General features: G+C 72.8%; 11 protein-coding genes. 6 read left to right on the top strand and 5 right to left on the bottom strand.

The window, feature by feature from the left end:
- Positions 1 to 44: 44 nt before the first annotated feature.
- Positions 45 to 1,655 (bottom strand): apolipoprotein N-acyltransferase, encoded by a 1,611-nt coding sequence (gene lnt / locus ACH4TV_RS12080; protein WP_398396945.1) that lies wholly within the window; start codon positions 1,653 to 1,655, stop codon positions 45 to 47.
- Between the two features lie 221 nt (positions 1,656 to 1,876).
- Between lnt and ACH4TV_RS12075 the strand changes: the two genes are divergently transcribed.
- On the top strand, positions 1,877 to 2,932 hold the full coding sequence (locus ACH4TV_RS12075) for an O-antigen ligase family protein (protein ID WP_398396944.1): 1,056 nt from the start codon (positions 1,877 to 1,879) through the stop codon (positions 2,930 to 2,932).
- A 21-nt stretch (positions 2,933 to 2,953) separates the two neighbouring features.
- Here the strand turns inward: ACH4TV_RS12075 and ACH4TV_RS12070 are convergent, their stop codons facing one another.
- Together ACH4TV_RS12070 and ACH4TV_RS12065 are read right to left on the bottom strand one after the other, a co-directional pair.
- Positions 2,954 to 3,505: a hypothetical protein gene (locus ACH4TV_RS12070; protein WP_398396942.1), complete on the bottom strand. Its 552-nt coding sequence runs from the start codon at positions 3,503 to 3,505 to the stop codon at positions 2,954 to 2,956.
- A gap of 88 nt (positions 3,506 to 3,593) precedes the next feature.
- Entirely contained in the window at positions 3,594 to 4,379 is a 786-nt protein-coding gene (locus tag ACH4TV_RS12065; RefSeq protein ID WP_398396940.1) for a glutamate racemase, read from the bottom strand.
- Between the two features lie 70 nt (positions 4,380 to 4,449).
- Here ACH4TV_RS12065 and ACH4TV_RS12060 point away from each other — a divergent pair, with 70 nt between their 5' ends.
- Positions 4,450 to 5,616, top strand: coding sequence for a glycosyltransferase (locus ACH4TV_RS12060; protein ID WP_398397764.1), 1,167 nt, complete (start codon positions 4,450 to 4,452; stop codon positions 5,614 to 5,616).
- Between the two features lie 10 nt (positions 5,617 to 5,626).
- Here ACH4TV_RS12060 and ACH4TV_RS12055 read toward each other — a convergent pair whose 3' ends face one another.
- Positions 5,627 to 6,916 carry a TerD family protein gene (locus ACH4TV_RS12055; protein WP_398397762.1) on the bottom strand — a complete coding sequence of 430 codons (1,290 nt, stop codon included), beginning with the start codon at positions 6,914 to 6,916 and terminating at the stop codon, positions 5,627 to 5,629.
- Between the two features lie 322 nt (positions 6,917 to 7,238).
- On the opposite strand from ACH4TV_RS12055, the gene ACH4TV_RS12050 reads away from it, so the two are divergent.
- The 4 genes from ACH4TV_RS12050 (at position 7,239) to ACH4TV_RS12035 (ending at position 11,895) form a co-directional block, all read left to right on the top strand.
- Positions 7,239 to 7,676 (top strand): DUF6643 family protein, encoded by a 438-nt coding sequence (locus ACH4TV_RS12050; protein WP_398396938.1) that lies wholly within the window; start codon positions 7,239 to 7,241, stop codon positions 7,674 to 7,676.
- A gap of 40 nt (positions 7,677 to 7,716) precedes the next feature.
- Complete coding sequence (locus ACH4TV_RS12045; protein ID WP_398396936.1) at positions 7,717 to 8,541, top strand: MOSC domain-containing protein; 825 nt, start codon at positions 7,717 to 7,719, stop codon at positions 8,539 to 8,541.
- Between the two features lie 192 nt (positions 8,542 to 8,733).
- Complete coding sequence (locus ACH4TV_RS12040; protein ID WP_398396934.1) at positions 8,734 to 9,339, top strand: hypothetical protein; 606 nt, start codon at positions 8,734 to 8,736, stop codon at positions 9,337 to 9,339.
- A gap of 117 nt (positions 9,340 to 9,456) precedes the next feature.
- On the top strand, positions 9,457 to 11,895 hold the full coding sequence (locus tag ACH4TV_RS12035; protein WP_398396932.1) for a right-handed parallel beta-helix repeat-containing protein: 2,439 nt from the start codon (positions 9,457 to 9,459) through the stop codon (positions 11,893 to 11,895).
- Here ACH4TV_RS12035 and ACH4TV_RS12030 read toward each other — a convergent pair.
- Entirely contained in the window at positions 11,865 to 14,249 is a 2,385-nt protein-coding gene (locus ACH4TV_RS12030) for a hypothetical protein (protein WP_398396930.1), read from the bottom strand. The two genes, ACH4TV_RS12035 and ACH4TV_RS12030, sit on opposite strands and share 31 nt — an antisense overlap.
- Positions 14,250 to 14,575: the final 326 nt, after the last annotated feature.

The following is a 14,575-nucleotide window of genomic DNA, read 5'->3' as shown; positions in this document are numbered from 1 at the left end:
CCGGTCACCCCTGTTGATCAAGGGGGCGTGCCCCCGGCGTACCGCTACACGCCACCGGCGCGCCTCCCGCGCACACCGGCGCCGATCGCCCAGCCGAGACCACCGGCGGCGACCAGCACGAGAAGCATCTCGGGCAGGATGCCCATCCTGGTGGCGGGCGTCTCCGAGGAACGCAGCGGCACCTTCTGGACCAGCGAGTCGGCCACGAACATGCCGGTCCTCTGGGTGATCCTCCCGTCCGGCATGATGATCGCACTCACGCCGCTGGTCACCGGGACCGTGACGGTCCTGCTGTGCTCGACGGCGCGGACACGGGACATCGCGAGCTGCTGGTAGGTCATCTCGCTGCGGTCGAAGGTGGCGTTGTTGCTCGGCACGGAGATCATCTGGGCGCCGTGCGTGACGGTGTCGCGCACCGCCCAGTCGAACGCGGCCTCGTAGCAGGTGGCGAGGCCGACCTTGGTGCCGTCCATGGTGAACACACCCGGTTTGGAACCCCGGCTGAAGTCCTGGCGGACCATGGTGGTCCAGTTCTTGTTGATGTGGTCGAGCACCGAGCGCAGCGGGAGGTACTCGCCGAAGGGCTGGACCTGCCGCTTGTCGTACGTGTCGGTCGCGCCCTTCTCCGGGTCCCACAGGATCTGCTCGTTGTAGAGCTTGCCGCCCCGCTCGACGACACCACCGACCGAGATGGGCGCGCCGATCGCCCGGGCCGCCTCCTCGATGACCGCACTGGCGTCGGGGTTGGCGAACGGGTCGATGTCGGAGGAGTTCTCCGGCCACAGGACGAAGTCGGGCTGTGCGACCTTGCCCGCCTTGACCTGGGCGGCCAGCCGCTCCGTCTCGCGCGCGTGGTAGTCGAGCACGGCACGCCGCTGGGAGTTGAAGTCGAGGCCCGCGCGGGGCACGTTGCCCTGGATGACGGCGACGGTCGCGGTGCCGACCTCGGCCTTGTCGCTCACCAGCGTCCGCGCGGCCAGGGCGCCCACCACGGGGACGGCCACACTCAGCGCGGCGACGACGGCCGCGGCGCGCGGCAGGGCACCGGTGCGGCGCCGCTCCATCACCTGGCGGACGATCTCGTACAGCCCGAATCCGCACAGGACGACCGCGAAGCCGAGCACCGGGGTGCCGCCCAGTGCGGCGAGCGGCAGGAACACGCCGTCCGCCTGGCCGAAGGCGATCTTGCCCCAGGGGAAGCCGCGGAACGGCACACGCGCGCGTGCCGCCTCGCCCGCGATCCACACGGCCGCCGCCCACAGCGGCCAACCGGGCAGCTTCGACACAGCTGCGACGCCCGCGCCGACCAGCGCGACGAAGACCGCCTCGATGACGACCAGCGCCAGCCAGGGCCCGGGGCCGACCTCCACGCCGGTCCACACCAGGAGCGGGAGCAGGAAACCGAGGCCGAAGAGGTAGCCGAGACCAAGTCCCGCCTTCCAGGACCGGCCGCGCAGCACCCAGCCGAAGATCCCGAAGGCCGGCAGGGCGAGCCACCACAGGGTGCGCGGCGGGAAGCTGACGTACAGCAGCACTCCGGCGAGCGCGGCGGCGGCGGCCGGCCAGAGACGCAGCAGCCGGGCGCGGCGCGAAGCGGGCGCGAGCTGCGGTTCGTGCTGGTCCGGCTCGGTGGTGGAAGGTGCGGTGGCGGTCACTCCGGGAGTGTACGGCGCCTGCCCCGGACGCCGACAGCACGGTCCGGCCCGTCCCGGTGGGCCCGCCCCGGTCCGCCTGCCGCATCGTTCCTGCGTAACTCGTCCACAAATGGCGCACCAGCCGTTACGGTGTGCCGAAGCCTCTGACGTGCGCGCCGGTGCCGGCCCGGGCGGTCGGGGCCCGTCACAGGTCGGGGGGCGACGGGGTGCGGTCCACGGGGATGACGTCTGCGGCCGGTGCGGCGGCGGACGGTGAGAGACGAAACGTTTCGGACGCGGCGGGCGTCGTCGTACTGGGCGCGTGTGCCACCTGGTCGCTGATCACGGCGGCCACGCACGACGGCCGCCCCGAGGGCGTGCTCCTGGCGGTGCTCGCGGTCGCGGCCGGTTACGCGGCGGGGCGTATCTGCGGGGCACTCCTGCCGGTCGCCGCGCCCGGTGCGGCGGCGCTGGCCGGGCTCGGTCTGGCGGTGGCCGCCCCGCACACCCTGCCAGGACCGCAGATGTCCACCCCGCCCGGCCACCTCGGGGCCGTTGCCGCGCTGCTGGTCCTGGCCACCGGCTCCGCCTGCTGCGCCGCCTGGGCCGCCCGCCCGCCACTGCTGCGACTGGCGCTGCGTGCCCTGGCCACCGGGATCACGGTGGCGGCGGCGGTCATCGGCCCGATCGCCGGTTTCTTCATCTGTGCCGCCGTCCTGCTCTGCTCGCTCGCCGCCGGCCATATGCGCCGCCGGGGTGTGGGGCTCGCGGGGCTGGCGCTGACGACGGCCCTGGTGACGGGGGCGGCCTGGGCGGTCGCCGAGGACGTGCTGCCGGACGGGCTGGCCGACTCGCTGGAGGGACAGCTGACCGCGCACCGGGTCCAGCTGTGGCGCGACGCCCTGCTGCTGGCCCACCGGGATCCGGTGCTGGGCGCAGGGCCGGGGCGGTTCGGCGAGCTCAGTCAGACAGCCGCGCAGTCGCTGCCCGCCGAGGCGAGACCGCACTCCGCGCCGCTCCAGCAGGCGGCCGAGCAGGGTCTGGTCGGTGTGGTCCTGCTGGCGGCGGTGTTCTGCTGGGTGCTGTACACCCTGTGGCGGACCCCGCTCCCCACGCCCGTCGCGCTCACCGCGGGCGCGGCCCTGACGGGTTTGGCCGTCACCGCGACGGTCGGCAACGTCCTGAGCTTCACCACGGTCACGGTGGGCGCGGGCCTCCTCGCGGGCCTGGCCACGGCCCGCCCGCTCGTCTACGAGACACCGGACACGGCAACGACACGCGCGCGTGAACGCCGGTGAGCCACGAGAACGACGGAAGCGTCAGTGGGCGGCCCCGGCCGCGCCGGACCGCAGCCGGTCCTTGATGACCTGTACGGCCGCCTCCGCGTTGTCCACCGTGATCGTGAACGTGTGCCCGTCCCCGAGGCGCAGCACCAGCCCCTCGCCACGGCGTACGACGACCGCGGTGCCCTGATGGGGCCGCCAGCGGTAGCCCCAGCCGCCCCACTGGCGCGGGGTGACCCTGGCCACGAACTCGGCGGCGACGATCTGGGAGAGCGGAATACGGCGGCGCGGCAGGCCGATGTGGCCGCAGCGCACTTCGAGGGAGTCCTTGTCGACCTTCACGGCGACGTGCACGAAGGCGAGCGTGCCGAAGAGGACGAGCAGCCCGGCCGCGATGCAGCCCACGACGGACATGGCGAGCGGCGCGACGCCGGACGTCCACGCCGAGTCGACGGCCAGTTCGATTCCGAGCGCCATGAAGGCGCAGCCGCCGAGTGCCAGCAGCCACTGGGCCCGGTTGGTCGCCCGGCCGGTCCAGATCTCGGTCGGCGCGGTTTCGTCATGTTCGTCGGGGGGCTGGTCCCTCATGCTTATGAGACTACTCAGGTTCCGCTGCGCGGGCACCGGCTTGCGGAGTGTGACTGCTCCGGCCGGGCCGCCGGGGGACGACCGTGGATCAGCGAACGGGCGCGGCCGCCTGGAGCAGCCGGCCTTCCTCATAGGCCAGCGCAGCCGCCGGAAGCGGGCCCGGGTCGCCGTTCAGGAGCGCGGTGACAGTGCCGTCCGCCGATGCCTGGGGAGCCGGGAGCACGCCGATCCTGCGGAGCGTCTGGGCGGCCACGGCGCCGGCCGAGCCGTGCAGGACGAGCGGCGGGCGGTCGGGCTGCTGGACGGCCGCGCGGATGCGCTCGGCGACGAGTTCGTAATGGGTGCAGCCCAGGACGACGGTCGTTACCTCGTCGGGGGTGAGGGCGGCTGCGGCGGCGATGGCGGCGGCGATGGCTGTCTCGTCCGCGTGTTCGACGGCCTCGGCCAGTCCCCAGCAGGGCACCTCGGTGACCGCGACGCCCTCGGCGAAGTTCCGGATGAGGCCGCGCTGGTAGGGGCTGCCGGTGGTGGCGGGGGTCGCCCAGATCGCGAAGGGGCCGCCTCCGGCGGCGGCGGGCTTGATCGCCGGCACGGTGCCGATGACCGGCAGTTCCGGTTCGAGACGGGCGCGCAGGGCGGTCAGCGCGTGCACGGTCGCGGTGTTGCAGCCGACGATCAGGGCGTCGGGCCGCTGCGCGGCGGCGGCCTCGGCGACGGCCAGGGCGCGCTCGGTGAGGTCCTCCGTGGTGCGCGGCCCCCAGGGCATGCCCGCGGGGTCCAGGGAGAGCACGAGATCCGCGTCGGGCCGCAGCCGGCGTACCGCCACGGCTGCCGGCAGAAGTCCGATTCCGGAGTCCATGAGCGCGATCTTCACCCGGTCACTATAAACGCCGTGCCCCTGCTGCCCTCCGGGGTGGGGCAGACTGCGGCGGGTGAGCGCCGTTGTGTGGATCGCTGCCGGATCACTCGCCGCCTGGCTGTGGCTGCTGCTGTGCCAGGGCTTCTTCTGGCGCACGGACGTCAGACTGCCGTCCTACGACCGCGAGCCGGACGACTGGCCGTCCGTCTGTGTCGTCGTTCCGGCCCGCGACGAGGCCGCCGTGCTGCCCGCGAGTCTGCCGTCGCTGCTCGCGCAGGACTATCCGGGGCGGGCCGAGATCTTCCTTGTCGACGACGGCAGTTCGGACGGCACCGGTGAGCTGGCCCGGGAACTGGCGCGGCGCCACGGCGGGCTGCCGCTGACCGTGGACTCGCCCGGTGAACCGCCGGCCGGCTGGACGGGCAAGCTGTGGGCCGTACGCCATGGCATCGGCCTGGCACGCGCGCGTGGACCGGAGTTTCTGCTGCTGACGGACGCGGACATCGCCCATGCGCCGGACAGTCTGCGGGAGTTGGTGGCGGCGGCGCGGGGCGGCGGCTTCGACGCCGTGTCGCTGATGGCCAGACTGCGGGTGGAGAGCGTCTGGGAGCGGCTCGTCGTTCCCGCCTTCGTGTACTTCTTCGCGCAGCTCTATCCCTTCCGCCGGATCGGCAGGAAGGGGGCGCGGACGGCGGCTGCCGCCGGTGGGTGTGTGCTGCTGCGCAGCGAGGCGGCCGAGCGGGCCCGGATCCCGGACGCCATCCGACAGGCCGTCATCGACGACGTGGCGCTCGCGCGGGCCGTGAAGGGCGGCGGGGGCCACATCTGGCTGGGGCTCGCCGAGCGGGTGGACAGTGTGCGGCCGTACCCGCGGCTGCACGACCTGTGGCGGATGGTCTCGCGCAGCGCGTACGCGCAGCTGCGCCACAGCCCGCCGCTTCTGCTCGGTACCGTGCTCGGCCTCGCCCTGGTGTACCTGGTGCCGCCGTTCGCCCTGCTGACGGGGCTCGCCACCGGCACGACGGCCGCCGCGGTGTGCGGCGGGCTCGCCTGGCTCGTGATGGCGGGGACGTACGTCCCGATGCTGCGCTACTACGGGCAGCCGCTGTGGCTCGCTCCTGCGCTGCCGTTCACGGCGTTCCTGTACCTCCTCATGACGGTCGACTCGGCGGTGCAGCACTACCGCGGGCGCGGCGCCGCCTGGAAGGGCCGGACGTACGCGCGTCCCGAAACCGCCGCGGACGAGAGCTGACCCGCGGGCGTCACTTCCGGCCCGGGGTCCAGTTCATGCCCCAGCCGTAGGCGTGGTCGACGGTCCGCTGCGGGCTGACCCCTCGGTCGGGCACGAGGTAGCGGGCCTCGCGCTGGACGATCAGATCGCCGCCGTTGTTGGTGATCAGCGCGAGCGCGCACACCGTGGAGGGCACCGTGCACTCGTCGAGCGAGAAGTCGACCGCGGCGCCGTTCGCCGGGGTCAGGGTGACCGTGGCGTGCAGGTCGGCGAAGGACCGCGCCCCCGCGTAGATGGTCACGAAGATGAGGATGCGCCGGAAGTCCTGCGTGCGGTCCAGGTTGACGGTGAGGTTCTCACCGCTCGACACGGCGCCGGTGCGGTCGTCGCCGTCGAGGTGGATGTACGGCGGCTGGTGCAGCGCCCCGAAGGCGTTGCCGAGCGACTGTACGACGCCCTTGCTGCCGTCGGAGAGCTCGAAGAGGGCACACAGGTCGAGGTCGAGGTCGTTGTGCTGGGCGATCGCACGGCCGAGCTTGCTGCCCCACCCCGAGAACTGCTTGTGCACCTGCCAGTTGAGGTTCACGCGCAGCGCGCCCGAGGTGCCGCCCTGCTTGGTGAGCGAGACGGACGGGGCCTCCTTGGTGAGCGTCACCTTGGTCAGGCGTACCGGCGTCGCCGAAGGTGCGGGCGGGGGCGGGGTCACGGGCCGTGCGGGCGGCCTGGTCATCGTCACCGGAGGAGCGGCGGGCAAGGCCGCGGCGGCCGGAGCCACGACGGGCGGCGGGGCGGCCGTGGTCCGGGGTTCGTCCACGGTGATCCCGAAGTCCGTGGCCAGGCCTGCCAGCCCGCTGCTGTAGCCCTGTCCGACCGCGCGGAACTTCCAGGCGCCCTGGCGGCGGTAGAACTCGCCGAGCACGAAGGCCGTTTCGACGCCGGCGCCGGCGTTGTCGAAGCGGGCCACCACCGTGCCCTGCGCCGCGTCCCGGACCTCGATGTACAGGTCGGGTACCTGCCCGAACGTTCCTCCGTCGGCGGAGGCGGCGAGGACGACGGTCTCGACGGCGGGCTCCACGCGCGCGAGGTCGACGAGAAGGGTGTCCGTCACCCGGCCGCCGGCGTCCTTCTTGCCCTCGTGCCGGACCGCGCCGGAGGAGTGCACGGGCTGGTTGTAGAAGACGAAGTCACCGTCGGAACGGACCTTTCCGGCCACCAGCAGCAACGCCGACGCGTCCGCGTCGGGCACTCCCGGCCCGGAACGCCAGCCCAGTTCGACACGCAACGCCGCCGTGGGCACCGGAGCGTTCGATCCCTTGGACATTGACATGGCTGCCCCCATCTCTGCTCGCACCGCCTGTCACCCGGTCCCGACCGTGCCACGGAGGGCCGTGGCTCCCGTCCCGGCCAAACCTATTCTCCCGGGCCTGTGAACTCCTGTTGAACGTCCCCGGCGAACACGGGAAGAACGCGGGGCGACCCGCCGGTAACCCACCCGGAACTCGGCTTTTACACGATCTCGACATCACCCGATGCCCTATTTTGCCAAGTTCGCTCACATTGGGGCTCCCACGTCACTGCCGACACGGAAATCAACCCTCTTATCGGTCTCCCCAACCAGCTCATCGTGGGCTTAACTTATTGCCATGACCTCCCCCCGCTCCACCTACGGCGGCGGCTACTACTCCGCCTTCCCGGACACTCCGATCTACGACTCGCTCGTCGCCGAGCGGGGCAGGCCTCAGATCGCCCCGATCCGGGTCCCCGCCGCGTACGACACGGGCAACAACCTGCCCGCGCTGCCGTCGGCGCTCCCGGCCCTGCCGGCCGGCCCGTCCCAGCAGTCGTCCTCCTACGGATACCCGCAGGCGCAGCAGCCCTCGCCGCTGCAACAGGCCCCGGGGGCGTACATCCCGCAGCAGGCACCGCCGCGCGGCTACCCCGCCAATGCCGGTCAGCCGATGCAGCAGCAGCGTCCGGCGGCAGCGGGCACCGGCTACGAGGCGATGCGCCCCGCGGCTCCCCGCCCCAACCCGGCGCCGTACCAGGAGCCGTACAACAACCAGCAGTACCGCGGGTACTGATCCAGCCCGGGGTGTCCGTGCCTGCTGGCACGATGACGGCATGGGGAATGCGGAGCTGCACTCGATTCACGTCCATCCGGTCAAGGCGTTCCGGGGCCAGGCGCCCCGGCAAGCCGTGGTGGAGCCCTGGGGGCTGGCCGGAGACCGACGCTGGGTTCTGATTGACGCCGGGGGAAAGGTCGTCACACAACGCCAGCAACCGCGCCTTGCGCGGGCCGCCGCCGAGCTGCTGCCCGGCGGCGGAATTCGCCTGTCCGCGCCCGGCCGCACCCCGTTGACCGTGCCCGTTCCGGAGGCTGCGGGCACGACGACGGTGGATGTCTTCGGCACCAAGGTGGAGGCGGTGCTCGCGGACGACGGCGCGCATGCCTGGTGCAGCGGTTATCTGGGTGAGGACGTACGTCTGCTGCACATGGACGACCCCGCTACGCGCCGTTTCGTCGACCCCGAGTTCGCGCTGCCCGGCGAGACGGTGAGTTTCGCCGACGGCTACCCGCTGCTCCTCACCACGCTCGCCTCGCTCGACGCCCTCAACTCCCTGATCGCGCAAGGCGATCACGCGGCGGAGGGCCCGCTGCCGATGAACCGCTTCCGGCCGAACGTGGTGGTGTCGGGGACCGCCGCCTGGGCCGAGGACGGCTGGTCCCGGGTCGTCATCGGCGAGGTCGCCTTCCGGGTCGCCAAGATGTGCGGGCGATGCGTGGTGACCACCACCGACCAGGAGACCGCCGAACGCGGGCGGGAACCGCTACGCACACTCGGGCGCCATCGCCGCTTCGGCAATCAACTGGTCTTCGGCCAGAACCTCGTTCCCGAATCTCGCGGCACGATCGGCGTCGGCGATCCGGTCAGGATCGTCGAATAGGCGGACGTGATCCGCGGGGTGTGATCTTCGGATTGGCCCCGGGTGCGGGAACACCGGCACGGGGCCTGGCCGTTGGGTTTGTGAGAAGTTCATGAGAGCGCCGGGGAGAGGTGATTTCCCTCTCTCTTCGACCGGCCTCGTGCGTGAACTGCTCCGACCGGGGTTATCACGGAGCGGGAAGGGGGTGCGACTGTGCGAGCGATCGGCGGACTCTGGCGGTGGCGGCACAATCCGCTGCGCCGCGCGACCGACCTGGCCGAGGCCTGGGTCGCCCTGGCGGCCCTGCTGCTGATCCTGCTGGCGGCCCCCCTGATCGGCGTCCTGGTCGGCGGCGTCGCCCAGGACGCCCTGCAACAGGCCGTACGGGACCAGCGCGAGGCGCGCCATCTCGTGACGGCCACCGTGGTCAAGAAGCTGGCCCGCTCCCCGCTGGAGCCCAACCCCGAGACGTCGACCGCGCGGGACGTGAGAAGCCGCGTCGAGGCCGACTGGACGGGGCCGGACGGCACGGAGCAGCACGGCAAGGTTCTGGCGAACCTCAAGACCCCGCATCCCGGCGACCACTTCACGCTGTGGACGGACGAACAGGGGCGAATAACCGCCCATCCGCTGGACAGCGCCACCGCGACGACGCACGCGGTCCTCGCCGGATTCGGTGCGGCCGCCCTGTCCGCCGGGTTCGCGGAGGGCGGCCGGCGCCTGATCGTCTGGCGGCTGGTCCGTCGCCGCTACGCCCGTTGGGACCAGGCCTGGGACCGGGCCGGACCCGACTGGGGCCGCACCGGGACCGGCAGTTGACCGCCTTCCTGCTCTGGTCAACCCACCGTGCCCGCGCACGCTACGGTGGACCGGCCGACATCGTTCGGCACCTTCCGCTACATCCCGCGTTCCACGAGGTGGGGGCACAGCAGCGCCATGGCACAGGGCACGGTCCAGGTGACGCACACCGGTACATCGAGGTGGCGGCGCCGCACGGGTGAGTACCCGTCGCTCGCCGCCGCCCTGGAGGCCGCGGCGGACGGCGACGTCCTCACCGTCGCCCCCGGCACGTACCGGGAGAACCTCGTCATCGAGCGGGCGGTGACGCTGCGCGGCCCCGAGGGCTCCCCCGGATCCGTCCGCATCGCGCCCCTGGACGGGGTGCCGCTGACCGTGCGTGCCTCCGCGGTGGTCCAGGACCTGCATGTCGAGGGCCAGGACTCGACCTCGCCCGCGCTGCTCGTCGAGGAGGGCACACCGGAGCTGCTGGACCTGCGGATCGTCACCCGGTCCGCCGCCGGCATCGAGGTGCGCGGCGGCGCGCGCCCGACGGTGCGGCGCTGCACGGTCGACAATCCGGCGGGCGCCGGGATCGCCGTACTGGACAGTGCGGGCGGGGTGTTCGAGGAGTGCGAGGTCGTCGCCGCCGGCCAGGCCGGCGTGACCGTGCGCGACGCCGGCCATCCACGCCTGGAGCGCTGCCGTGTGCACCACACCTCGGGCGTCGGCGTGTCGGTGTCGGGCGAGAACTCGGCGCTGGAGGCGGTCGGTTGCGAGATCTACGAGGTCAAGGGCAGCGGCGTCCAGGTCACCGGCCGGGCCAGTGCCTTCCTCACCGACTGCGATGTGCACCGTACGTCCGCGGACGGCGTGACGCTCGACACCGACGCCGTGCTGACCCTGGCCGACTGCCGCATCCACGACATCCCGGAGAACGCGGTCGATCTGCGGTCCCGCTCGGTCCTCACGCTCACGCGCACGACGGTGCGTCAGTTCGGGCGCAACGGCCTGTCGGTGTGGGACCCGGGCACGCGCGTGGACGCCAACCAGTGCGAGATCTTCGACAGCACCGGTGACTATCCGGCGGTGTGGATCAGCGACGGCGCGACGGCGGTTCTCGACTCCTGCCGGGTGCACGACGTGCCGGACGCGCTGTTCGTGCTCGACCGGGGCTCCCGCGCGGACGTCGTCGACAGTGACCTCTCGCAGGTGCGCAACACGGCCGTGTCGGTCAGTGACGGTGCGACCGCGCAGCTCGACGACTGCCGGATCCGGGACGCGGCGACGGGTGCCTGGTTCCGCGACCACGGCAGCGGCGGCACACTCAGCGGCTGCACGGTGGTCGGCACCCAGACGGGCGTGATCGTCACCAAGGGCGCCGACCCCACCCTTGAGCGCTGCACGGTCGACTCCCCCGCCGAGGCGGGCTTCTATGTGTCGGCGGGCGGCCGGGGCAGCTTCCTGAACTGCCGGGTGACGGGCAGCGAGGGCTACGGCTTCCATGTGATAGACGGCTGCCGCACGACGCTGACGAAGTGCCGTACGGAGCGGTGCGCGCGCGGTGGTTACGAGTTCGCCGACGGCGGGTCCGGCGCGGCCTCCGGCGGCGGTCCGGTCGTCGAGGACTGCACCAGCGACGAGAGCGCGACCCTGCGGACGCCCGCGACGCCGGAGACATCCGTACAGACGGTCGGTCAGTCGCCGGGGCTGCTGGGCGCGATCCCCGGGCAGCGCACCATCGACCAGGAGCCGACAGGCGCCACCCCTGAGTCGGAGAAGCCCGCGCGGTCCTCGAAGGACGTGCTCGGTGAACTCGACGCGCTGGTGGGCCTGGAGAGCGTCAAGCGCGAGGTGCGGGCCCTCACCGACATGATCGAGGTCGGCCGGCGCCGCCAGCTCGCGGGCCTCAAGGCCGCCTCCGCCCGCCGCCACCTCGTCTTCACGGGCTCCCCCGGTACCGGCAAGACGACGGTCGCCCGGCTCTACGGCGAGATCCTGGCCGCGCTCGGTGTCCTGGAGAAGGGCCATCTCGTCGAGGTGTCCCGGGTCGACCTGGTCGGCGAGCACATCGGCTCCACGGCGATCCGCACCCAGGAGGCCTTCGACCGGGCACGCGGCGGTGTCCTGTTCATCGACGAGGCGTACGCGCTGTCCCCGGAGGACTCCGGCCGGGACTTCGGCAAGGAGGCCATCGACACGCTGGTGAAGCTGATGGAGGACCACCGGGAGGCCGTCGTCGTGATCGTCGCGGGCTACACGGCCGAGATGGACCGCTTCCTGTCGGTCAACCCCGGTGTGGCGTCCCGTTTCTCCCGGACCATCACCTTCGGTGACTACGGCCCCGAGGAACTCCTGCGGATCGTGGAGCAGCAGGCGGAGGAACACGAGTACCGGCTCGGCCCGGGCTCCTCCGAGGCCCTGCTGAAGTACTTCACGGAGATCCCCAAGGGCGCGACGTTCGGCAACGGCCGCACCGCGCGGCAGACGTTCGAGGCGATGGTCGAGCGGCACGCGGGCCGGGTCGCCCAGCTCGCCGAGCCGAGCAAGGACGACCTGACCCTGCTCTACCCGGAGGACCTGCCCGAGCTGCCCTGAGCCCCGGCCTCGGGCCGTGGTCCGGGGAGCGCCTCGCTGGGCCGCAGCCGCGCCAGCAGGTCCTCCCGTTCCTCGGCGAACGCGGGGTCGGCCTGGTAGTCGGAGTGGCCGAGGATCGGCGCGGGCAGCGGGTGCTTCTTGGTCCGGCCGTACGCGAGCGGGTCCTTGAGCGGGGCGCGGTCCACCTCGGGGCCGCAGTCGCCGGGCAGGTGTACGGGGCCGCCGATGGGGTCGGTGAGGCGGTACAGGTTGCGCCAGCAGGCCACGTCGTGGTGCAGCGAGGTGAGCGCGGCCGGGCCGAAGTGGGCCGGGAACCAGCGCCCGTAGAGCCGCTCCAGCGGTGAGCCGTAGGTCAACAGGGCGACGCGCTTGCGCACGGACGGTTTGAGCTGCCAGGCGGCGGCTGCCGCGAGGACGCTGCCCTGGGAGTGCCCGGAGATGACCAGCCGCCCGCCCGTTTCCTCGGTCCAGGTGGCCATGCGCCAGGTCAGGTCGGGCACGGCGCGCTCCGCGTAGCAGGGCGGCGCGAAGGGGTGGGCGGCGCGCGGCCAGAAGGTGCCGACGTCCCACAGGATGCCGATGGTGCGCCGCGCGGCCGGGTCCTTGTAGGCGCGCCGCCCCCAGGTGACGAACAGCAGGAAGCCGACCCCGATCAGCCAGGACCCGAGAGCCTGCGCGGTGTCGGCGGCGCCTTGGACGACCGCGTACGAGCCGTACGCGGCCTCTCCCGGCGTGTCGTCCGTGACCTGGGCGCCGACCAGCGCGGCGGCGCCCAGGGCCAGCGTGACGGCGGAGGTGATGCCGACGATGCGGGGCGCCCGGTCGGTGAGGGCGGCCATCGCGCGCGTGACGGCGATCCGGCGGGTTCGCGTGACGTCCATGGACTCGTCCGCGTAGTCCTGCTCGACCGCGTCCAGCTCGGTGCGCCGCAGTTGCAGGGTGCGCCGGGCCAGCCAGCCGACGAGGCCCAGGACGACCAGCAGGACGGCCGGGATCACGGACGCCTGCCAGGTCAGCAGGACGGGCGGTCCTTGGATGGTGCCGCCGGTGCCGTCCAGCCAGTCGGCGACGCGCTGGGACACGCCGCCGGACATCACGCCGCCCAGCGCACAGGCGAGCATCGCGACGGCGGGACCACCGAAGCCGCGCATGGCGGCGCGCGGGTCGGGGTGCGCGCGGTACAGCAGGTGGGCGACGGCGGCGAGCGCGATGACGATGACACCCTGGAGGAGGGCCAGCGTCCCGAAGGCCGTGTCGCCCGGCAGCCGCCCCGCCGATCGCCACCCGGGCCGCGACCAGCCCGCGTACACGGCTGTCAGGACCAGCAGGGCGAGCGCGCCGCCCGGGAGGAGGCGGACGAGCCGGGCGTCGAGTTCCTGGTCGAGGCGCCTCTCGCTGCGCCCCCGGCGGCAGACCACCCACACCACGGCGACCGCCCCGGCGACCAGCGCCACGTCCAGGAGCCGGGCCAGGATCTCCAGCGCCGCCGGACCACCGGTCTCGCGGTCGTGGCGGGCGGCGGCTGAGCCGAGCGCTGCGGTGACCGTCAGCAGGCCGGCCGCGGTGTGCGCGGCGCGCAGCCGGGCGACCAGTCGCCGCCCGTACCAGAACCCGGGCCGCCCCAGCGCCGTACGGATGTTCTCCTCGGCGGGTTCGGGGTCGTGGGCCAGCGGGCGCTGGGCCTCGTACGCGATCCAGGTACGGCGGGAGAGGAACCACAGCAGGCCGGTGAGCACGGCGGGCACCACGGCGGCCAGGGCGAGGCGGCGGCCGGGCTCGCTCCACCAGCCGGCGTCCGGCCCGGCCGGGGAGAGGAAGCCGAGCCAGGAGTGCGCCTCGGCGCACGCGCGCGTGCCCGCGCACTGCCAGGCCGTGAGGTCGAGGGCGACCTCGCAGGCGGCGGCGACCAGCAGGACGGTGAGGGTCAGGCCCGCGAGGCGCACCAGCAGGCCGTACAGCCGGACCGTGCGCTGCCGGTTGCGGGCGGTGGGGCGCATCCAGTGGGCCAGGTTGACCACCATGAACGGCAGCAGCAACAGCCACAGGGCGCGGGTGCCGTTGCCGGAGGTGAGGTTGCACCAGACGTACGCCTCGCGCACGGGTGCGCCCTGCGGGTCGGCGGGCCGGTCCTCCGCGTCGGCGTCGTCGGCGCGCCGGAAGACGGCGGCCGTGTCGTCGCCGGTGATCCGGACGGTCCGCGGATCGTTGAGCATCTTCTCGGGCGTGGCCCCGCCCACGCCGTGGACCAGCAGTTCCAGGGCGATGCCGGGCGCCTCGGTCCCCGTGGGTGGCCCGGCCTCGCCGTTCGCTGCGTTCGCCCCGGTCTTCGAGGCACGTTCCTGTGCACGCTCCACTGTTCGCACTTCCCCCGTTGCTTGTACTTCCCCCGTGCCGCACCGACGGCATGAACCCTCTCCCGGACGATGCCGTGCGGGACTAGAGGATCGCCGCCGAGTGCGTTCCGTACACCTCTCGTCACGGAATCTCCCCGATCCGTGTGACAAGCGAGGAACCGGTGTTGCCAGAGTGACATGTTCGCGTCGTGACGGGCAGTGGCGCGACCGGTACCGGCCCATGCGAGTATGGGACGTCCGCCAGCCGTAAGCAGGAGGAATGTCCTTGTCGGAGCGGGTTCGCAGCAGGTTCGCAGCGGGTGTGCAGGACGTGTCGGAGATGGTGG

The sequence above is a fragment of the Streptomyces sp. NPDC020898 genome, assembly GCF_044333925.1.
In the GTDB taxonomy this organism is placed as follows: domain Bacteria; phylum Actinomycetota; class Actinomycetes; order Streptomycetales; family Streptomycetaceae; genus Streptomyces.
This window is presented reverse-complemented; position numbering and strand designations above follow the sequence as displayed.